Annotated in this window: 21 protein-coding genes; 10 read left to right on the top strand and 11 right to left on the bottom strand. The window is 38.3% G+C overall.

The window, feature by feature from the left end; genetic code table 11:
• Positions 1-2 precede the first annotated feature (2 nt).
• The 8 genes from E4N78_RS11645 to E4N78_RS11610 all read left to right on the top strand — a co-directional run bounded on the left by E4N78_RS11645 (position 3) and on the right by E4N78_RS11610 (position 8,988).
• A complete protein-coding gene (locus E4N78_RS11645; RefSeq protein WP_255810701.1) occupies positions 3-1,208 on the top strand; it encodes a class II aldolase/adducin family protein in 1,206 nt (401 codons plus the stop codon).
• A complete protein-coding gene (locus tag E4N78_RS11640) occupies positions 1,205-2,410 on the top strand; it encodes an LIC_12708 family protein (RefSeq protein ID WP_255810700.1) in 1,206 nt (401 codons plus the stop codon). The genes E4N78_RS11645 and E4N78_RS11640 overlap by 4 nt, the downstream gene beginning before the upstream one ends.
• The gene (locus tag E4N78_RS11635) at positions 2,410-2,982 is read left to right on the top strand and encodes a hypothetical protein (RefSeq protein WP_255810699.1); all 573 of its coding nucleotides are present in this window, start codon (positions 2,410-2,412) and stop codon (positions 2,980-2,982) included. The genes E4N78_RS11640 and E4N78_RS11635 overlap by 1 nt, the downstream gene beginning before the upstream one ends.
• A gap of 9 nt (positions 2,983-2,991) precedes the next feature.
• A complete protein-coding gene (locus E4N78_RS11630; protein ID WP_255810698.1) occupies positions 2,992-3,918 on the top strand; it encodes an alpha-hydroxy-acid oxidizing protein in 927 nt (308 codons plus the stop codon).
• Complete coding sequence (locus tag E4N78_RS11625) at positions 3,915-4,655, top strand: 16S rRNA pseudouridine(516) synthase (RefSeq protein ID WP_255810697.1); 741 nt, start codon at positions 3,915-3,917, stop codon at positions 4,653-4,655. Before E4N78_RS11630 ends, E4N78_RS11625 begins: the two co-directional genes overlap by 4 nt.
• Before the next feature lie 133 nt (positions 4,656-4,788).
• The gene (locus E4N78_RS11620) at positions 4,789-7,242 is read left to right on the top strand and encodes a glycogen/starch/alpha-glucan phosphorylase (RefSeq protein ID WP_255810696.1); all 2,454 of its coding nucleotides are present in this window, start codon (positions 4,789-4,791) and stop codon (positions 7,240-7,242) included.
• Entirely contained in the window at positions 7,229-8,443 is a 1,215-nt protein-coding gene (locus E4N78_RS11615) for a MalY/PatB family protein (RefSeq protein ID WP_255810695.1), read from the top strand. Before E4N78_RS11620 ends, E4N78_RS11615 begins: the two co-directional genes overlap by 14 nt.
• A 26-nt stretch (positions 8,444-8,469) precedes the next feature.
• Positions 8,470-8,988 carry a DUF308 domain-containing protein gene (locus E4N78_RS11610; RefSeq protein WP_255810693.1) on the top strand — a complete coding sequence of 173 codons (519 nt, stop codon included), beginning with the start codon at positions 8,470-8,472 and terminating at the stop codon, positions 8,986-8,988.
• Here the strand turns inward: E4N78_RS11610 and E4N78_RS11605 are convergent.
• The 7 genes from E4N78_RS11605 to E4N78_RS11575 all read right to left on the bottom strand — a co-directional run bounded on the left by E4N78_RS11605 (position 8,985) and on the right by E4N78_RS11575 (position 15,948).
• Positions 8,985-10,058 carry an LptF/LptG family permease gene (locus tag E4N78_RS11605; RefSeq protein WP_255810692.1) on the bottom strand — a complete coding sequence of 358 codons (1,074 nt, stop codon included), beginning with the start codon at positions 10,056-10,058 and terminating at the stop codon, positions 8,985-8,987. The genes E4N78_RS11610 and E4N78_RS11605 overlap by 4 nt on opposite strands.
• Positions 10,055-11,188: an LptF/LptG family permease gene (locus E4N78_RS11600; RefSeq protein WP_255810691.1), complete on the bottom strand. Its 1,134-nt coding sequence runs from the start codon at positions 11,186-11,188 to the stop codon at positions 10,055-10,057. The genes E4N78_RS11605 and E4N78_RS11600 overlap by 4 nt, the downstream gene beginning before the upstream one ends.
• 18 nt (positions 11,189-11,206) lie before the next feature.
• Positions 11,207-11,641 (bottom strand): dUTP diphosphatase, encoded by a 435-nt coding sequence (dut, locus tag E4N78_RS11595; protein WP_255810690.1) that lies wholly within the window; start codon positions 11,639-11,641, stop codon positions 11,207-11,209.
• Between the two features lie 71 nt (positions 11,642-11,712).
• On the bottom strand, positions 11,713-13,809 hold the full coding sequence (gene pnp, locus E4N78_RS11590) for a polyribonucleotide nucleotidyltransferase (protein WP_255810689.1): 2,097 nt from the start codon (positions 13,807-13,809) through the stop codon (positions 11,713-11,715).
• Between the two features lie 115 nt (positions 13,810-13,924).
• Positions 13,925-14,194, bottom strand: coding sequence for a 30S ribosomal protein S15 (gene rpsO / locus E4N78_RS11585; RefSeq protein ID WP_002670516.1), 270 nt, complete (start codon positions 14,192-14,194; stop codon positions 13,925-13,927).
• A 3-nt stretch (positions 14,195-14,197) separates the two neighbouring features.
• On the bottom strand, positions 14,198-15,061 hold the full coding sequence (locus tag E4N78_RS11580) for an FAD synthetase family protein (protein ID WP_255810688.1): 864 nt from the start codon (positions 15,059-15,061) through the stop codon (positions 14,198-14,200).
• 146 nt (positions 15,062-15,207) lie between these two features.
• Positions 15,208-15,948, bottom strand: a complete 741-nt coding sequence (locus tag E4N78_RS11575; RefSeq protein ID WP_255810687.1) for a copper homeostasis protein CutC — start codon at positions 15,946-15,948, stop codon at positions 15,208-15,210.
• Positions 15,949-16,113: 165 nt separating this feature from the next.
• On the opposite strand from E4N78_RS11575, the gene E4N78_RS11570 reads away from it, so the two are divergent.
• A complete protein-coding gene (locus tag E4N78_RS11570; RefSeq protein ID WP_255810686.1) occupies positions 16,114-16,542 on the top strand; it encodes a hypothetical protein in 429 nt (142 codons plus the stop codon).
• A gap of 95 nt (positions 16,543-16,637) precedes the next feature.
• On the opposite strand, the gene E4N78_RS11565 is transcribed toward E4N78_RS11570, so the two are convergent.
• From E4N78_RS11565 to E4N78_RS11550, 4 genes are read right to left on the bottom strand one after another with little or no spacing between them, the layout of a single operon-like run.
• Positions 16,638-18,488, bottom strand: a complete 1,851-nt coding sequence (locus tag E4N78_RS11565) for a TRAP transporter large permease subunit (protein WP_255810685.1) — start codon at positions 18,486-18,488, stop codon at positions 16,638-16,640.
• A gap of 15 nt (positions 18,489-18,503) precedes the next feature.
• Complete coding sequence (gene dctP, locus E4N78_RS11560) at positions 18,504-19,532, bottom strand: TRAP transporter substrate-binding protein DctP (RefSeq protein WP_255810684.1); 1,029 nt, start codon at positions 19,530-19,532, stop codon at positions 18,504-18,506.
• A gap of 1 nt (position 19,533) precedes the next feature.
• The gene (locus tag E4N78_RS11555) at positions 19,534-20,535 is read right to left on the bottom strand and encodes a TRAP transporter TatT component family protein (RefSeq protein WP_255810683.1); all 1,002 of its coding nucleotides are present in this window, start codon (positions 20,533-20,535) and stop codon (positions 19,534-19,536) included.
• Entirely contained in the window at positions 20,513-20,773 is a 261-nt protein-coding gene (locus tag E4N78_RS11550) for a hypothetical protein (RefSeq protein ID WP_255810682.1), read from the bottom strand. Before E4N78_RS11550 ends, E4N78_RS11555 begins: the two co-directional genes overlap by 23 nt.
• Positions 20,774-20,905: 132 nt before the next feature.
• On the opposite strand from E4N78_RS11550, the gene glmS reads away from it, so the two are divergent.
• Positions 20,906-21,325: a methylaspartate mutase subunit S gene (gene glmS / locus E4N78_RS11545; protein ID WP_255810681.1), complete on the top strand. Its 420-nt coding sequence runs from the start codon at positions 20,906-20,908 to the stop codon at positions 21,323-21,325.
• Positions 21,326-21,354: the final 29 nt, after the last annotated feature.

Here is a 21,354-nt window from a genome sequence, read left to right as displayed (position 1 = left end):
GAATGACAGTTGAGGAAGCAAAAAGACTTGTAGTCGAAACAGGAAAAAGACTTTTGTCTTCCAATTTGACTATACGCACGTGGGGCAATGTGAGCCTGCGTATAGATGATAAAACATTTGCTATTACCCCTTCGGGTTATGCTTATGAAACTCTGAGGCCTGAACAGATAGTTATCCTTAAAATAGCTAATCCTGAATCTTCCGGCCCTATAAAACCTTCTTCTGAGCGTATTGTCCATGCCTCTATTTATAAAGCTGACCCCAATATAAGATTTATAATTCATACACATCAAAAATTTGCTTCTGCCGTTTCCGGCTGCTTTTCTGAAATTAATGTTAAGGATGAAAAACTGTCTTCAATTTTAGGCAGCTCCGTGCCTATTGCAAAATATGCCCCTTCCGGGACAAAAAGAATAGCCCGCTATTCGGTAAAATGTTTAAAAAAATCTTCAGGATCAATAATACTGGCTCAACACGGCTGTTTGTGTTTTGGAGAAAATGCCGATGAGGCCTTTACTCAGGCAGAAGCTCTTGAGACTTTGTGCCGTAGTTTGCTCTTTTCGGAAGTTCCGGAATTGGCTCTTGCCTATAGACGCCGCGAACGAAAAGCCCTGCATCCTTTAGTAAATTTTTATTCAAGCTGTAGAGGGGGAAATTCATGTACTGTTTATGATAAGGGTACCGGTATTATTGTGTGCAAGATGGATATAAAATCGGGTAATATTACAGAAGGCCTTTTCGATTTTTCTGCCGATTTGCATAGAAAAATATATGCTGCTTATCCTGAGATTAGTTTTATAGAGCAAAGCGATTTACCGGCGGCTGTTTTCGTTTCAAAAAAAATGAAGATCGATAACTGCATACCGGCTTTTTTAGATGACTTTGCTCAGATTGCCGGCGAAAATATTTTTGTTCTTCCTTTTTTTGAAAACAGAGCTGAACAGATGGGGGATGCAATTGTAAACGCTTTAAAAAACCGTTCTTGCATTTTGATAAGTGAAAGCGGTGCTCTTTGCTGCCTTTCCGATAAAAATGATATAAGAGCATTAAAAGAAATTCTTGAAAAAAATCTTTTGGCTCTTGCGCTTTCGTGGAAATTTAAAAATTATTTTCCTCTCAGTTTTCGAAGAGCAAAAAAAATGCGGAAAGGATACCTGTCGGAATACTCTAAGATGAGTTTAGAAAATATGGGAGTTTATAAAAAATGAAAAATATAAAAATTTTATGGCTTATAATTTGTGCAGGCCTTTTATTTTCCTGTAAACAGGAGACCCCTTCCGAATTGGAACGGGAGGAAAAATTCAGTCTGAATTACGGTTTATTTGAAAATGAATTGAATTTATTTAATTTAAATAGTTCTTATCCCCGGCCTGATACACAGATCTTAATGAAAGACGGAATCTTTTATATAGTCAATTCCGGCGGTCAAAAAATTTTAAAATTATCCTCATTTGGAGACTTATTGATATTTTTTTATAATCAAGATACAAATATGGAGCCTGCCTTTATGAAAAAAAATGCGGACGATGTAAAGGCTACTACAAGAGGAACTGTAAAGTATCCTTTTAATCATCCGGCACTAATTACGGTAACTTCTTCAAAACAATTATTTGTTGTCGATTCGGTTGTAGATGAAAAAATAGAATATGACCACGAAGAAAATCTGGCTCTGAGGGATATAATTTTACATTTTGATGAAAACGGAAATTTCTTAGATTATTTGGGACAAGAAGGTCCGGGGGGAACTCCTTTTCCATCTATCGAAGGTATTTATACAAATTCTTCAAATGATATAATTGTAGTCTGCCGTACACAAAGCAGCTTAAAAATTTATTGGTATAACAGCCTAGGCGATTTATTGTACAAGATTCCTATATTTTTTAATGCCGTGCCCAGCCCATACGATACGGGGAATAAGATCTTTTCTTCAATAGATAAAATAATGCCTGATTTTAATGATCTTTATCTTTATATTAAAATAGACTATTATATCGAAGAAAAAGATGCTGCAACCAAGGCTAATTTAGGTATAAGTTATGATAAAAGCTGCTTATATTTTTTAAATATAAAAACCGGTAAGTATGATAAAAAATCGGATATTGATGCCTATGAGGAAACCGAGATATCCGGAGGTACAAGTTCCTCTTTTAAAAAAGTATATGAAATGATAGGCATCACTGAAAATGATTGGTGTTATTTGCTTACTCCGACAAATAAAGGTTATGCCCTCGAAATTATGGATTTAAAATCTCAGCGTAAATATAAAAGAGATTTAATTGTTTCAAGCGGAGAAATGTTTTACAACACTTTTCATGTTTCTTCCAAAGGAATTATTTCTGCTTTGCTTGCTAAAGATGATAAGGCCCTGATTGTTTGGTGGAGAGGTGATAAAATTATTGGAGACAAATAATGAGTGATGATGATCTATTTGAAAAAAGAGATTCTTCTTCGCGTGAAGCTTTTACCCGCTATAATAGGGAAGATAGAATTAAAAATGCCTCAGAAAAGGTCAGGCAATTACACGATCCGGATTTTGTAAGAAAGCGAAGTTTTATAAAAAGCGTAACCGAAAATCGAGGCTTAAGGTCCGTATTTTTTGTTATAGTTGTTCTTATAAGCATTAACATTGCCTTTTTTATTACCCGTTCCGACAGAAATAGCGGCCGTATTTATGGAATAAAAGTAGAGCTAAAGTCCTTTATTTATCAAGATAGGGCCTTGGCAAATTTGCGTTTTAGTGAAAATACTAAATTTTTAGAAGGCTTAAAAGAGAGTGAAGAAAAAGACGGAGCCTTGGTAAGAGTAAACTTTATTTTTTTAGATGATAAGGGAAACAAATTATCGTCTTCGCTGCAGACCGGTATTTATACGGGAGCCGAGCTTAGGTTTTCTTCTCAAAATGAATCCGGAAATGCAAAAAAAGTTCAAGCCGAAATTTATATTAAAGAAAAACTTTTGGTTTTATCGTCAAAAATAAAATGAGAAAATAAAATGAGTGTGAACAAAAAATATAAGTGCCGATTATGTAAGGAATGTAACGGAAAAGCCTGCATAGGAGAGCTTCCCGGAATGGGCGGAGTCTTTGAAAGCTCTAATTTTATTTTAAACTGTGCCGAGTGGAAAAATTATTATACATCTGATTCCTATCCTCTGCCGAGACTCCGCCTTGCTCCTATGACGGGGGCTGTAGAAAATGTCGGCTATGAGGACGAAAGACAATTTTATTTTGACCTTATAAGGGCATCGGTTAAGGCCGGCCTATCTTTAAGCATAGGGGACGGCCATCCCAACTTAAAACTTTTTTCAGGTATTGATGCCTTAAAGGATGTTAAAAAAAAAGGTGCAGTCTTTTTAAAACCATATCCGCAGATGAAGCTCTTTGAAAGAATTGAGGCCTCACTGGAGGCGGCGGAAATTATCGGGGTAGATACGGATGCTTATAATATTGTAACTATGCGGAATCTTGTTCACCTTGAAAAAAAGACTGCAAAAGATTTGGCTGCTTTAAAAAAATATGCCAAGCTCCCATTTGCCGTGAAGGGGATTTTTACCTCCTATGATATTGAAGTTGTGAAGGAGCTAAAACCCGACATTGCCATTATTTCAAATCACGGCGGCCGTATCGAAACCGATAGGGGAAGCGTTGCCTCATTTGCTCACTCTCATTTAAAAGAGATAAAAAAATATTCAGGCGAGGTTTGGGCTGACGGCGGCTTACGGAGAAGAGAAGATTTTATAGCATCTTCTTCTTTAGGCGTTGAAGAAGTTTTAATAGGCCGCCCCTGTATTACCGCCCTCCTTAGAGACAAGGAGAATGGAATAAAAAATTTTATCGATTCTATTTTAAGTAAAGATTTAAATAAAGAAGCTTGCGGCTCCTTAGAGAGCTGCCCTTTAAGGAGCTTTGAAAAACCTTGAAAACCCGTTTGGATAGAATATTGGCCCTCAGCGGTTTAGGCTCCCGAAGTGATGTAAAAAAAATGATACGTAAAAAAAACTGCTGCGTGGACGGGGTGCGTATTGTTTCTCCCTCCTTTATTTTAGATACTGACCTAAATAAAATAACTATAGACGGGGAGCCTCTTGTGTTAAGGACAAATGTTTATCTTATGTTTAATAAGCCTCAAGGCTGTGTAACTTCGACAAGCGATCCCGTACATAAAACCGTAATGGATTATATAAAAGCTCCCTTTGACAGGATGAAGCTATTTCCTATCGGCCGGCTGGATATAGACACCGAAGGCCTTTTGATTATTACCGATGACGGCGAGATTACCCACAAGATTACCTCGCCTAAGTCGGGAACGGTCAAGACTTATTATCTGGAGTTAAGCCGAGAGCCCTCCGATGAAGAGTTTAGAACTTACTGCGAAGAGTTTGAAAAAGGAATTGTGTTAAAAAACGGTTATAAGTGTCTCCCTGCAAAATTCGAAAAATGCGAAAACAAAACCGGTTCTTTTAGAAGCGGATTTTTAATGCACATAACCGAGGGGAAATTCCATCAAGTAAAAAAAATGTGCTTAAGCGCCGGAAATGAATTGTGTTATCTTAGGCGTATTGCAGTGGGCTCTATAGTCTTGGATGAAAATTTAAAATTGGGTGAATATAGAGAGCTTTTAGCGGAAGAAATAAATTCTCTTAGATGTTTCCTATAATATTTTTTGATACCGATAAAATTTCAGCCTCAAAAAATATAAACTATTCTAATAGATAAATGCTTGATTTTATCTGAAAAAAGGCATACAATAAATATGGAGTAGTATGTATACATAAGAAGGAGGTAGAAGCTTGGTTATTTCAAAAGAAGAAGTTAAAGATTCCGTAATAAGACGCTTAAAGAGAAATTTCAGTAAAAGCCTTGATAAGGCTACCCGCCGAGAGATTTATGATGCCGTAGCCAGTACGGTTATGGAGCTTATTCAATCTAACTGGATTAAGACTATGAATGCTCAAGAGAAAAAGGGTGTTAGGAGGATGTATTACCTTTCAGCCGAATTTTTGATGGGGCGTGCCTTAATCAATAATATAAACAATATGGGTATTCGAAAAACCATTGAAGAAATTGCAGATGAAATATCCGAACCGCTTTCGATTATCGAAGATGAAGAGCCCGATGCCGGTTTAGGAAACGGAGGCTTGGGAAGACTCGCTGCATGTTTTTTGGACTCCCTTGCAACCATGAACTATCCGGGGCACGGCTACGGTATCCGCTATAAGTACGGAATGTTCGAACAAAGAATCGAAAACGGCTATCAGGTCGAATATCCCGACCGCTGGCTTTTTGCCCGCGACCCTTGGGAGGTCCGCCGCTCCGATTTGAGCGTTAAGGTTTATTTTGGCGGTATACCTTCTTCCCGAACATCCGAGAGCGGGAGACTCTATTATGATCTAAACGGAGCGGAAGAAATTATTGCCACCCCCTATGATATGCCGATTGTAGGTTACGGTACGGACACTGTAAACACCCTCCGCCTTTGGGAAGCTTCTTCCGATGACGGCTTTGATCTTCCGCTTTTTAACAGCATGGAATATAACAGGGCCTTCCAAAAACAGATAGATGCCGAAAGCATTTCCTGTATTCTATATCCCAATGATTCCGGCCCGCCCGGAATGAATCTACGCTTAAAACAGCAATACTTTTTTACTTCTGCAAGTTTACAGGATATTATACGCTCCTTTATACATAGAGAAGGTACGGATTTTACCAAGCTGCCCGACTATGTTGTGATTCAATTAAACGATACCCATCCTGTTGTGGGAATCCCTGAACTTATGCGTATCCTTATGGACGATTATCATCTTGAATGGGATGCCGCTTGGGATATTACAAAGAAGGTTTTTGCTTACACAAACCACACGATTTTAGCGGAGGCCTTGGAAAAATGGCCCATAGATGTTTTTCAAAACCTTTTGCCTAGGATTTATCAAATCGTTGAAGAAATAAACAGGCGCTTTTTGGCAAAGCTTTACGAAAAATATCCGGGAGATTGGAAAAAGCACAACAATATGGCGATTATGGCTGACGGGAAAATTCACATGGCCCGCCTTGCCATAGCCGGAGCCTTTTCGGTAAACGGAGTTGCCGCTCTTCACACCGAAATTCTAAAGCACAAAGAGCTTGCCGATTTTTATGACCTCTATCCCCATAAGTTTAACAATAAGACCAACGGAGTAACTCAAAGGCGTTGGCTTTTAACAGCCAATCCTCTTCTTTCCGAGTTTATCACAAAATACATAGGCGGCGGCTGGATAACTAATTTAAATGAATTAAAAAAGCTTGAAGCCTTTATAGATGATGAAGAATTTTTAGAAGGTTTTATCGAGGTTAAACATAAAAATAAAATCAGGCTTGCCGAATATCTTGAAAAAAATCAGGGCATATTTGTCAACCCCGATTCTATCTATGATGTTCAAATCAAACGCCTCCACGAATATAAAAGGCAGTTACTGAACATTCTCCATATAATGACCCTTTATAATAGAATCATAAACGACCCGTCCTATGACCCTATTCCTCGAACCTTTATCTTCGGAGCAAAAGCTGCGGCAGCTTATAGGCGTGCAAAGGAAATAATAAAGCTCATCAATACGGTCTCCGACAGAATAAATAACGATCACAGGGTTGCAGGTAAATTAAGAGTTGTCTTTGTTGAGAACTACCGCGTGTCTGCTGCGGAAAAAATCTTCCCTGCTGCCGATATTTCGGAACAAATTTCTACAGCCGGAAAAGAAGCCTCCGGTACGGGCAACATGAAATTTATGATTAACGGAGCCGTAACCATCGGCACCCTTGACGGGGCTAATATTGAAATTGCCGAAGAAGCCGGAGCAGAGAATGAATTTATCTTCGGGCTTAAGGCTGAAGAGATTTTAAAGATGGATAAGGAAAACACCTATAATCCGAGGGAATATCTCGCAGCAAACCCCGAACTGGAAAAGGCTGTCAATCAGCTTATCGATGGGACTTACACCTTGCCGGGAGAACAAACATTTAGAGGGCTTTACGATTCTTTGATTTACGGTGTTGAAGGTCAGAGGCCCGATACTTATTATATTCTTGCCGATTTTAAGAGCTATCAAAAAGCTCACGAGCAGATTATAAGCGAGTATTATCACCGCCATGCTTGGGCAAAAAAATGTATTTTAAATATAGCCCGCTCCGGAAAATTCAGTTCGGACAGGACTATTCAAAACTATGTTGATGAAATTTGGAGACTGGAAAAAATAAATGTCAATCAATAAAACAAGAAAGTATGATTTTGAAAATACCCTTCCGCGAAAAAACATCGGTTCCGCTAAGTGGGAGCTTATGTACCAATGGAAGCCTGATGTTTCGGACGGCATAATTCCGCTTTCGGTGGCCGATATGGAATTTAAAAACCCGCCCGAAATAACTGAAGGCCTAAAAGAATACCTCGACAGGCTGATTTTGGGTTATTCTACGCGGTATGCCGATTATGACAACGCTGTAATAAATTGGCTTAAACGCGAACATGATTACTCCGTAAGTGCCGAAATGATTCTTCAGACGCCCGGTGTTGTAAATGCTTTTTTTGCTGCAGTAAATGCCTTTACCGAAAAAGGAGACGGCGTAATAATTATGCGGCCGGTATATTATCCCTTTTCTATGGCAATCGAAATGAATGAGCGGGAGCTTGTAAATTGCCCACTTCTATGCGATAAGGACAACTATTATACAATAGATTATGAAAAATTTGAAAGCCTTGCAAAGCAGCCTAAAAATAAACTTTTGATTTTCTGTTCGCCTCATAATCCTGTCGGCCGCGTATGGAAAAAAGAGGAATTAAAAAAACTTGCCGAAATAGCCTTAGAAAATAATGTTATAGTTTTTTCCGATGAGATTTGGAACGATATTATAATGCCCGGCTATAAACACACTCTTATGGCAAGTATTTCAAAAGAAATAGGTGCAAATACCATTACGGCGACAGCTCCTTCAAAAACATTTAATGTTGCAGGTCTTGCTACATCAAATATAATTGTAGAAAATGAGACTTTGAGAAAAAAATACGACGAAATGCTTCAGAGGATGAGATCTTCAAGCGTAAATGCTCTAGGGTTTAAAGCCTGCGAAATAGCTTACACTCAGTGCGGCAAATGGCTTGAGGAACTTCTTCAAGTTCTCGATACTAATCAAAAGCTGGTAAAAAATTATTTTGATTCCAATTTTCCCATGCTTAAAAGCCGTTTCATTGAAGGTACCTATCTTCAATGGGTTGATTTTAGAGCCCTCGGAATGGATAACCAAACTTTGGAAAATTTTATGCATAATGAAGCTCAATTTTTTACGGATGAAGGATATGTTTTCGGATCTGAAGGAGACGGTTTTGAAAGAATCAATGTCGGCTGTCCTACTAAAATTTTAAAGCGTCATTTGGAAATGCTCGGTGATGCATTAAAGAAAAAATTGTTATCATTATAAAATCGTATTATTTATAAGGAGTTTATATGTCTGAAAAAAAATTATCTTATTCTATGATCTTTTTGGCTATTGCAGTAATGTCTACGGTATTGGGAATTGTCTGTATATTTAATCCTGACAGTATAACAAGAATTATTGTAACTATTGTAGGTATTTCGTTAATCGTTTACGGCTTTATCGAAATTTATCAGTTTCTTTCAATCAAGATGAATACCTTTTTGGTATTGGGTATCATTCTTATAGGACTGGGTCTTTTTTGCCTTGTAAATCCAAGCGCCGTTCTTGGTCTTATCGGGCTAGTGCTCGGACTATTTTTGGTTTGTTTGGGAGCTATTGAGATCAAAAAGTCATTCGATCTAAAAAGATTCGGTGTGAAGCTGTGGTGGCTTTGGCTTATCTTTGCCGGGATTGTATGCTTAATAGGTCTTTCCGGCCTTTTTAATCCTGCAAGCATTTCAGGCCTCTTTGCAAGTTTGATAGGTTTCGGCTTTTTGATAAACGGGATAAGCAGTATTTGGCTTTTTATTATTCTTAAAGATAATTAAGTGCGGGAATTACGCAGTAAATAAATACTTAAAAGAAAAAATATCAAAATGGGGGTCCATGCTCCGGCTAAGGGAGAAATGTATTCCCATTTTGCACACAGCATAGTTACCATTTCCGTAACATAGAAAAGAGTTGCTATTCCTAAACTGAATAATATACTCATCAGTAGGATATTCTTTTTAAATTTGCCGCCCAAAGAAATCGAAAAAAACAAGACTATAAAAATTGTAAATGGAAATGAAAAACGCCTGTGATATTTTGAAAGAGCTTCATAAAAGGGCAGGCCGTTTTTTTTGAGAGCTTCTATAAATGCCCTAGCTTCAGATATCTTCATTTCATCTACGGAACTTAAATTTCTTTGAAAATTAGCAGGTGCCTCTGAAAGTATTATATCATCAGGAATTTTATTTAAATATGTTACCATATTTTTTTCATCAAATTTATACACTTCTGCATTATCCGCTGTCCATCGGTCTTCATTCCAAAATATACGGGAGCTTTTGATGATTAAAGAAAGATTTCCGTATTCATCCCGGACTATTATATATGTATTTGATAGAGTTTTGCTTTCGGCATTAAAATAGTCTGCCGTATAAACAATTTTTCCCAGCTCTGATAGGAGAATTAAATCTTGTCTGTCTAAACTTTCTTCTTCTTGCAAAAGCTTTTTTGAAAGCTGCGTTTTTTCGTAGAAATATTTTATAACTATTTTGTCTTCAAAGAAAATCATTCCGATTGAAAGGCATAGTCCTAGTATTAAAAGGGGAAGGGTAAATTGCCCTAATGATATCCCTGCTGAAAAGATTGAAGTAAGTTCATTCTGCGCATATAAATTCCCCATTGTGTATGAACCTGCAAAAAGGATGGCCAAAGGTATGGAATATGCAATACATTTTGGAAGATAAAGCCACATAACTTTTAATATGTCTTTAAACCTTGCTTCATTTTGCAGATATGAGATTATATTTGCAAATAAATCACCCAACTGCAAAAGTAAAACAAAAAAAAGAATTGCAGCAATGAATGTAGGTAAAAAAAGTTTTAGTAAGTAGCGGTGAATTAACTTCATTTTAGAATCCTTTTTATTGCAAGCACGGAAGTGCATACTACAAGGAGTATATTAGGCAGCCACATTACAAAAGCTCCGTTTATTTCTATACCCGATTCAAGGCAGAACATTTGTCCTCCTATTAAAAATGCCCAATAAGCAACAGAGATTAAAAGTCCTATTATAAAGCCCGTGCTTTGATCATAGGTTTTTCCTGATCGGCTTATAGCAAATGCAAGAATTACAAAAAATAAGGCGCCGAAGGGGACGGAGAATTTTCTGTGCAGCTCCATTATATAAATATTTAAAAGACGCTGACTTGTATCTCCTGATTCCTTTTTTTGCTTTATGTCTTTTATTAGGTCGTAAGAAGTCATTTTGTCTGGACCTGAGCTTGAAATAAATTTCGGGGCAACATCCTTTGCAAGAACATTATAGGTTATACTTTCTCCGTATACGGTATCGAATTTGGAAGAATCATTCAAATTTAAATTTAAAAGGCGAGGATTTTGCATCTCAAGCTGCATGATGATTGAACTGTCATTTGATTTAATTACATCGGTCTTAGGTGCCGATAAAAACCTTTTTGCACCATGCTGTGACGAGTCAATGATTAAAAGATTATGTATAGAGTTATCCTTTATTAAGCCTGAAACAACTATAGAATTGTCATTTCTCTTTATAGAATATGATTCAAGTTCTAGGGCCGGAGTTGAAGAAGCAATATTGTAAAGAACCTCGTTAAATTTTATAGTACCTCTAGGAATTAAAATATCGTTTGTTATAAATGAACCTATCGAAACTAAAATTCCGAGAGAAAAGACAGGAATCAAAATAAAAGAAGTCGAAATGCCTAAGGCATTCATCGAAATAAATTCATAGTCTGCCGAAAAACGGCCTAAGCACATTAAAGTCCCTATTAAAGCCGAATATGGTGCTGTTGTTGCAATGACAAAGGGGAGGGAATAAAACAAAAGCATCAGAACATCTTTGACGGGAGCTTTTTTTGATAGAATCTCCTCAGCCATCAAAAGAATTTGATTAACAAAGAAAATAAAAAACAAAAATAAAAAAGAAACTATAAAATATAAAAGGAGTTCTTTAAAAACATATATAAAGATTGTTTTATGATTAAATGATAGGCTTCTCATAAGCTGTGCTCTTTTTAATCATGCTATTCCCGTAGAACCGTAGCCCCCTGCTCCTCGTTCGGTATTGGATAATTCATCTTTTTGAACAAAGTCAGCCTGAATAGCTTGGGCAATAACGGCTTGGGCGATGCGGTCCCCGTTTTCTATTTTAAAGTCTTCATTTCCGAGGTTTATTAAAAGAACGGCGAGTTCTCCGCGGTAGTCCGAATCTACAGTGCCGGGAGTGTTTAAGACGGTAATACCATGTTTTAGGGCAAGCCCCGATCGGGGACGCACTTGAAGCTCAATTCCCTTAGGTAATTCAACTGAAAGGCCTGTAGGAATTAAGCATCTTTGCATGGGTTTTAAGATAATGGGGTTTTCAATAAGGGCCCGCAAATCCGCTCCGGCAGATCCGCTCGTTTTATATTCCGGTAAAAGGGCTCCTTCTTTTAATTTTGTAAAAACTTCCATTTACAATCTCCTAAAATCACCATGCGCAAAATTTAAAAGCATGGGCCGAACAACCGGCTCCATGCTTCTTTTTATTTAGAACGCTCTTCAAGAGCATCGACATAAGAAAGGTTGAGCCTTCCGAGTTTATCGATTTCCAAAAGTTTAACGGGTATTTCCTGTCCTTCTTTAAGCACATCCGAAACCTTTTCGACTCTGGAGCGTGAAAGTTTTGAAATATGGCAAAGGCCTTCTTTTCCGGGAAGGATTTCGACAAAGGCGCCGAAGTCCATAATCTTTTTTACGGTTCCGTCATAGATCATTCCGACTTCGGGATCGCTTGTGATGCCCTTAACAATCAGCTTTGCACCTTTAAGATCCGAAGTTCCGTCCTTGCCGTAAATGGTTACGGTACCGTCATTTTCGGTATTGATTGTTACATTATACTTATCCGAAATGGCTTTTACATTCTTTCCGCCCGGGCCGATTAGTGCACCGATCTTGTCTTCGGGTATTGTAATCATCTCAACTCTTGGAGCATATTGGGAAAGTTCTGCATTGGGAGCGGAGATACACTGATTCATTATGCCGAGGATATGCATTCTTCCTTCTTTGGCCTGTGCAAGGGCATTTTTCATAATTTCAGGCGAAACACCTGCAATCTTTATGTCCATCTGGAAGCCCGTAATTCCGTCGGCCGTACCTGCAACCTTAAAGTCCATATCGCCTAAGTGATCTTCTTCTCCAAGAATGTCGGAAAGAATAGCGTAACGGTCATTTCCTTCGGTGATAAGCCCCATGGCAATACCTGCAACAGGCTTTTTCATGGGAACGCCCGCATGAAGCATAGAAAGGGTTCCCGAACATACGGTAGCCATCGAAGAAGAACCGTTAGATTCCAAGACCTCTGAAACAACACGGACCGTATAGGGGAATTTTTCCCTTTCGGGAACCATCGGATAAAGGGAGCGGTGCGCAAGGTTTCCGTGCCCGATTTCCCTTCGACCCGTTCCGAGCCTTCCGACCTCTCCTACAGAGAATGGCGGGAAGTTATAGTGAAGAATAAAGTTTTCTCTTCTGTCGCCCTCGATGTCATCATATATCTGTTCGTCAAAGACTGTTCCTATCGTTACAACACCCAAGGACTGGGTTTCGCCCCGTGTAAAGACGGCCGAACCGTGGGGACGGGGAAGAACTCCGATTTCGCAAGTTATGGGACGAATGTCCTTAGTGCCTCTTCCGTCAACCCGCAAGCCCTTGTCCAAGATATTGGTTCTTAAAATATTATACTCCATCTTTTCAAAGAGGGCATTAAAAAGTTTAAGCTGAATTTCGTCTTCAAGCTGTTCTGCATATTTTTCGGCCAATTCTTTTTTTACCTTGTCCGATTCTTCGCGGCGTTCCATCTTTGTTGAAAGATAGAGGGTTTTGCTTAAACGGGGGAAGGCTTCATCATAAATTGCCTGCTTATTTTCAAGCTCGGCTTCAAGGGGAACGAGGGGAAGTTTTTCTTTTCCGGCAAGTTCGCGTAAATCTTCCTGCATCTTGCAAAGAGCCTTGATCATTTCATGGGCTTTTTCCAAGGCTGTAAGCATGACCTCTTCGGAAACCTCGTTAGCACCGCCTTCGACCATGGTAATACCCTCTTTTGTTCCGGCAACTACGATTTCCATATCGGCCGTTTCAATTTGGCTAAAGGTCGGGTTTATAATATATTCGCCGTTTTTATAGGCAACACGGGCCGCTGCAACGGGGCCGTCAAATGGTATATCCGAAATATGAACGGCTGCGGAGCTTGCGATAACTGCAAGGATGTCGGGCGGATTTATCATATCCGTTGAAATACAGGTGGGAACAAGCTGAATTTCCCGTCCGAATTCTTTGTTAAACAAGGGGCGCATTGGCCTGTCTATAAGACGGGAAACAAGGATTTCCTTATCCTTTGGTCTACCCTCTCTTTTTATAAAGCCTCCGGGGATTTTTCCGGCTGCATAATATTTTTCGTTATAATCAACCGTTAGGGGGACATAGTCTAAACCTTCCTGAGCCTGTCCCGAAGCACAGATTGTAGCTAAAATTGCGGAACCGGCATATTCCGCATAAATAGAACCGTTGGCCTGTTTTGCCAAATAACCGGTTTCTAAAATTAAATCATGTTCGCCGATTTTATAAGTTACTCTTTTTCTCATTATTTTTCTCTTTGAAAATCTCTTCTTTAAAATTACATCAATTTTAAAACTCAATAAATAAAGATAAAGGCGCAAGGACAAGAATTCAGTCTTTCTGCCCCTGCACCTTATCAAACTACTTTCTAAGGTTAAGCTCTTTAAGAATAGTTCTATAACCTTCAATGTCTGTTCTGCGATAGTATTTAAGCAAACTGCGTCTATGACCTACCATGCTGATCAAACCTCGTCGGCTGCCTGCATCTTTAGGATGCTCCTTGCAGTGGTTTGTCAACTGATTAATTTTTTCGGTCAATAAGGCAATCTGCACCTTTACATCGCCTGTGTCTTTTTCGCTTGCACCGAATTTCTTTACGATCGATGCTTTTTGTTCTTTAGTAACTGCCATTACTTACTCCTTACAAATAAATTCTATAGTGTCAAAATTATTAAGGTCTTTTAGCTCAAAACCTTTTGAATCCTTTTCAGAAAAATACAAGAGCAGCCCCTCGTCATCTATAAGGCAATGAGCTTCTTGTTCTTGTCTGTCTGTTTTTTGAACCAAGACCCTATACTTCCCGCTTTGCGGAAGAATCTGCGATATATATGCTTTGGGAGCAAAAATTGTGTTTTTGTCCTTTACCTCCCACGGCAAACCTACGAAATCAAATAAAAAAGGATAACCCAAAAGCTCTTTTGCAAGGGAAAAATCCCCTAAACGTACAGCCTCCCTGATAGCACTGGAGCTAATCTTAAGGGAGCCTCGATTCACGGGATCGATGGAATCAAAGCAAAAGCCTTTCTGAGGGGCGATTTCTTTTAAATCGTCAACCCCCAATCCTCGGCGATATCCGCATAAAAAATCGCTGCCTACAGCCAAATACTTCATACGGATAGTCTTTATAAGAATATCAAAGAACGCAGTTCCTTCTATTTTAGCAAAACTTGCGGAAAAGTCAATAAGTACAATGAAATGAAAACCTAATTCCTGAAACTTTTTTAATCTTAGCCTGAGCGATGAAACATCGCCCGAATAAGCCTTATTTTTTACTGCTGCCGGTGAGCGGAAAAAAGTAACAAGCCCCGGAACAAGGGCTTTTTCGGCTGCATAATTTAAAACTTGCCTTAAAAGCTTATCATGGCCTTTATGGGGGCCGTCAAAACCGCCCACACTAATCGCTGTTTCTTTTCCTTCGGGGAAAAAATCCGAACCGGTTAAAATAGACTGAGCTGCTTCAACAAGCTCTTCCCACGAAATTATCTTAAAATCATCCATCTATTACAGTGGAAGATTATATCTTTTTTTATATTTTGTTTCAAGAGGGCGAATAGTTAAAACTTGAGTATATATTCCGGCAAATCCTAAATAACATTCTTGTTTTCTTCTAGTCCGAACTAATAAATTATCGATAAATAAAAAAATTACAAGCTTTCCATTACCCTTATCATCTCATCGAGACCGGCAACCTCGATGCTGTCTTCAGGCGGATAGAGGGCTCCTCCATAGTAGATTGAAGGATTTGCCTTGGTAGACGGTTCTTCTCTGCGTTTTAGGGCTGCAAAGTGAATCTGATCAACACCCGTGAGCTTGATTATTTTTGAAGCGTTTTTTTCGGTAATGCCGCCGCCGGGTAAAATTTCGATTCTGCCTTTTGCACGCTTCACCATTTTTGCAATTAAGTCGGCTCCCTCGTAGGCTGTGGGTTCTTGCCCGCTGGTTAAAACTCTGGTAAATCCTAAAGAAATAAGTTCATCCAGCGCCTTTAAGGGGTCGGGCACCACATCAATAGCTCTATGAAAAACCTTATCCGCTCCCCCTGCAATTTTTATCAAAGCTTCACACCGTTTTGAATCGATAGTTCCGTCCTTTTTTAGAAAACCGAAGACAATGCCGTCTGCTCCATTATCTATAAAAAGTTTTGCATCTTCAAGCATAGTCTTATACTCATAAGAAGAGTAAAAAAAACCGGCAGCTCTGGGCCTTACCATGGTCATAACCTCAAGATGAGTTTCTCTTTTAACCATCTTTAATGTTCCAAGAGATGGAGTCAATCCTCCCAAAAAAAGAGAAGAATTAAGCTCAATCCTTGAAGCCCCCGCTTTTTCCGCCAAGACGGCATCCTCAAAGGATCCCGCACAAATTTCTATTTTAACATTTTTCATCTAAATACCATCCCGATTATTAAACGCTTTCTCATTTTAAAAAATGAAGACAAAAATGTCAACATCGTATGCTAATTGAAATTCTCAGTCTACAGGAAAAAGAAACTTGTTCCGATACAATAATAAGAGCTTAAACGGCTCCGATTTTAATTTATGGAGGTTCTTATGAAAAGAACAGTAGGCCTTATAGTATTGCAAATTGCTCTGGCATTTTTTTTGATTGTTGCCGGTATCTTGGGGTTAATCAGATCGAATGCAGGGGAATTGGGGCAGGCGGTTGCCCTTTTAGATGCGGTTTTTAAAAGCCGAATAATTACAACCATCATAGTAATAAGTCTTGCAGTTGCAGAACTCATTGCCGGAGTTTTTTTAATTGTTGAATTTTTTTCAGGCGAGATAAGATTAACAAATATAATCTTAATCATATTTATGATCTTATGGATTATAAATATCGTTCTCATTGATATAATAGGACCGATAAACGGAAATGTATTTGGAAGCACAATGTCGGTTTTAAATTATCTTTCTTTATTTTCACGCCATTTGATGATTTTGGGAGCTATTATAGCTGTAAAAGACAAAAGCAGGGTTTAATCTACACATTGCCCTTATATTTTTACAAGTCTTAAGGTAATTAATAGGCTGCGGCTTTTTGATAAAGGCGGCAGCCGATTTTTATAAAAGCCTTTTTATTCCCCGATAAAGACCATGCTAAACCACGGAATATATGTAATTAAGAGTAAAATAAGAAATTGAACTGCAAGATAGGGTAGAATACTTTTGACGATTTTTATTACAGGTTTTTTAAATGTATAGCTTGCTATAAAAAGGTTCATTCCTATAGGCGGTGTCAAGAATCCAAGGGCTAGGTTTGTTAAGAATATAACACCTGTATGAACAGGATGTATTCCAAAGCTCTCAGCAACAGGGATTACCAAGGGCGAAACGACTAAAATTGCCGAATATAGATCCATAATGCAGCCTACTATCAATAACACGATATTCAAAAGCAGCAAAAATAAAATTTTAGATCCTACAAAGGTTATTGCCAAATCCGAAAGAATTTCAGGAATGCCTGCATATACCAAAAAGAGAGCAAGCCCCTTTGCAGCTCCTATTATTACAAGCACACCTCCTGCAACAGGTATGCTTTGTAAAACAAGGTCAAGAGCTTTTTTTATGCTCAAGTCTTTTCTTATAAATACTTCCAATATAAACGAATATAAAACCGTAAAAGATGCAGTTTCAAAAAGGGTAAAATAACCTCTAAAATAGAGAACTGCTATTAATAGGGGGAGCAAGAGCTCAAAAGATGCAGACTTAAAACTTTGAAAAAAAGCCTCCCTTGAAAACCTAATTCTTTTTAAGTTTTTATCCTTTATGATTCCTATAGTCATCATTGACAGGGCTAAAAGAATGCCCGGAAGAATAGCTCCCTTAAAGAGGTCAAAGATGTTTACGCTCATAAAATTAGTTGCTCCATAGACTATAACGGCCAAACTTGGGGGCAATAAAAGGCCTATGGAACCGGAGGCTGTTATAAGGGCTTCCGAATCATCTTCGGAATAGCCTGATCCTGTCAAAATTACGCTTAAAATCCCTCCTAGGGCCAAGATGGTTACTCCCGATGCTCCGGTGAAAGTTGTAAAAAATGTTGCAACCAGTACTGCTGCAATAACAACGCCGCCTCTTATACACCCTACAGAGTTTTTTACAAAGTTCAACAGCCTCTTTCCTGCGCTTCCTCCTGCTAAAAGGTAGCCTGCAACCGTAAATAGGGGGATTGCCGCTATGGATGTATCCGTTAAAATACCGTAAGTTTCCATGGGGATACTTTCGACATATCCTCCCGTGGTCATAAAGGCAAAATATGCCAGACCTGAAAGTGCAATATAAAGGGGCATTCCGAAAAGGCTGAGAATAGTAAATACTAAAACAATCGGCCAAATAGCATTTTCCGAAAAAATTTGAACTGATGCGGAAATACCGCTTAAAAGAATTGCAAGGCCTGAATCGTTTATTTCAGGGTACCATGAGCCGAGTATTAGATTTAAAAGGCCTAAAATTGAGCCCGTACTTATCAGTAATCCTATAAAAAGACCTAGTATGCTTGAAACTATGCACTTGTTTCTTTTTATTTCCAATATAAGCATTGTCAAGTACATTGGAGGGAGGGCTGAGAAGAAAATTTTTATAGGAATATATAAAACATGATCTTCAGAAGAAAGCATATTATAGTTTGGGAATACCGAGAAAAATACCGCTGTGAGGATTGCTATATTTACACATGATATAAACCCGTGTATGATTGATTGGAGTTTTTTATCTAATTTAGAAGTAAAGACTTCTATATTCAGCTGCCGCTTTTCTATTGTGGTTATTATACCTGCAAAACAGGCAAATACAAAGACCAGCTGAACAATCAAACGTTCATACTCTAAACCGTTTTTACCGAAACCTACGGTTATATGGATTATAAAAGGCAGCACAATCAGCACTGCCGTTAGAGCTAAAACAAAACCATTAACTATCTTTCTCATCTTATGATAATATACTTATTTGCGGTATGCTTCAAGCAATGCTGTAATTTTTTCATATATTTCAGCATTTATCAAGCCCGGAATAGCTTTTTGTACCCGCTGCATATCGGTGTTGAACTCTTTTGTCCATTCTTTTCTTTGCTGAGGGCTAAGGCTTATTATTTTTAAACCGTCCTGCTTCATTTTTTTTATATAGTCTTTTTCCATATCCTCAAGGGCTATGTTTAGCTTTTTTGTTGTTTTATTCATTGCTTCCAGCATTGCCGGTTTGTATTCATCAGGTATAAGAGCCCAAGATTCGTCGGCAATCACAAAGCCTGCCATTATAGGACATATACGGGCATCAAGCAGGTAGGATACATCCTTGTACAGCCTTAATGTGTAAGTAAGAATAGAAATCGATGCAAAACTTCTTGCTCCTGCTGAGGCCTTTAATTCCTGAGTGAATTTGGCGGGTAGTACGGGTAATACATTAAAACCTGAGACTTTTAGAACGTCCGTAAAATCCTTTGTGTCATTTGAGCACAGCATTTTTATCTTTTTTAACTCATCAAGGCTTGAATAGGAATCCTTTGTATAAAATGAAAGCCAGCCCACATTGGACCATGTTATAAGTTTACATCCGCTTTTTTGAATTTCATTTTCAAAGGCATATCCGTACTTACTTAAAACCAAATCAAGTTCTTCTTGATTTTGTATTAAAAAAGGGAGAGACATGGTAAAAATTTTTGCATTTGGTGCAAGCTCATTTAAGCCGATAGGAGTTAAAATAGCACCGTCTATCTGAGGTCTTTGTCCGGGGCGGGAAGGTTTCATCTTTACAATTCCTGCTTTTTCTCCTCCGATGACCGTCATATCCATAAACCTAAGGCTTACAAGCCCATTGGTTATCTTGTTCCACTCTTGAGCTAACTTTTTTAATTCAATATCCCAAGGAGTCCTTGCAGATGCACTGCTTGCAATCTTTAAAACAATCTTCTGTTGAGCAAAGATGCCTGAAATCGTTATCAGTACAAAAAAAGCAAATAATAATTTTTTCTTCATTCTATTCTCCCAATATAAACATTTCTTTATTTTCTTTTAGCCATTTTGCATATCTTTGTGAAATGCTTATGGCCAGCTTATTATTCGGATCTAATTCAGGATTGACAGCTAAGGCTTTTTCTATAGCTTCATCAAATCCCTTGCTGTCCTGTTTAGGTACACAAAAAGAGAGGGCATAGGTTACATGGATTGAAGGACTTTTCCCTTGGGAGAGCTCAAGGGCCTTTTTATAAGCTTTTTCGGCTTTTTCAATATTGCCGCCCAGGCTGTCCGGAGCGGAGGCATAAAATTTAGTCAAAATTTCCCATGTTGCCCCGTCAGAATAATCAGGATCAAGGCTGCAAACTTTTTCAAGCATTAACCTCGCCCCTTGAACTGTTTGTAAGCTTTGAATATCCAGTGGATCAAGGGCAAAAGCTGCCAAAATACCGGCTCCTGCCCAATGCAGAGCTTCAGTGTCGTAGAGCTTGCATTTTTTTAGCATTGCCTCTATTTTTTCCTCATTATCGGAGTTTATAGCTTGAGTAAATCCCGGGTATGCCGTATCTAAGGCTGAAAGGATCTTGTTATATCCTCTTTTATAAAACTTTTTTGCTCTATTAAAAGCCTTGTCTTTTTTATCGTATTCATCATCCGAAAGATAGGCTGCGGGACTTTCTACAAATATATTTGCATACATTATATAAAGCTCTCCCGTCATTATAGCAAGCCCCCTATGGGATGGGTTTGCTATGTGCATTCCCTCATAGACTTTTAAAATAACGGGAAAGACCTCTCCGACGAGCTCTACATCATCTTCTCCGGTTAAAGCCGTGATGGGATTCGGAGCATTGGGATCGGCTTTTGTAGGTATTTTTTTTTCAGGAAGAGGAGCCATGGCATTTGCTACCGAATTATAGGCCATCTTTTTTATTGAACATGAAGAAAAACTAAAAAGAATTAAAAGAAATAATAATCCTATCTTGAATATTATAAAGTCATTATTTTTGTGTTGTTTTTTCATTTTTCCAGTCCTCGATAAATTTTTCATAGGCAGCGATTGAAGCTGAAAGAGCTATTTCATGAACCCTGCTTCTTCCGGCAATATTGTTTCCTTCCAATATATATAGAGCTTCTAATGTACCTTGAAGGTCGCTTATGGAGCAATCTTTGGAATTCTCTCTTCGTCTAGTTAAAACTCTTATTTCATCATCAAAGAGCTCATTAAATTTTTTTGTTTCCCAGTCTGTAGTTTCCGGCATATTTTAATAGTATACTCGATTTTTATACTTTTTACAAGCTGTATAGTTATGTTGAAGTTTTTGGCGTACTTGACATATCTTTCTTTTAATAATAAACTGGATTTTAATACGATAAATTTGAGGAGGCGGAATATGGCAAGAAAGATTAAACTTGTATTGGGCGTAATAGGCTCTGATTGTCATGCTGTCGGTAATAAAATTTTGGATTATTCTTTGACCGAGGCCGGTTTTGAGGTAACCAATATAGGCGTTTTAAGCCCCCAAGAGGACTTTATAAATGCTGCCCTTGAAACGAATGCGGATGCAATTTTAGTATCTTCTCTTTACGGTCAAGGAGAGCTGGATTGCAAGGGCTTGCGCGAAAAATGCGATGAAGCAGGTTTAAAGGGTATTAAACTTTTTGTCGGCGGAAACATAGTTGTAGGTAAGCAGGATTTTGATGATGTACATAAACGTTTTACTGATATGGGCTTTGATCATGTTTATCCTCCCGGAACTCCGGTTGAAACGACTATTAAAGATTTATACGCAGATTTTCCTGATCATGTATAGGACTTAAGCTTAATTTAAAATTTACTCAA

The organism is Treponema denticola, from assembly GCF_024400535.1.
Classification (GTDB): Bacteria; Spirochaetota; Spirochaetia; order Treponematales; family Treponemataceae; genus Treponema_B; species Treponema_B denticola_C.
The sequence above is the reverse complement of the archived record's forward strand: the minus strand, read 5'-3'. Positions and strand labels throughout refer to the sequence as shown.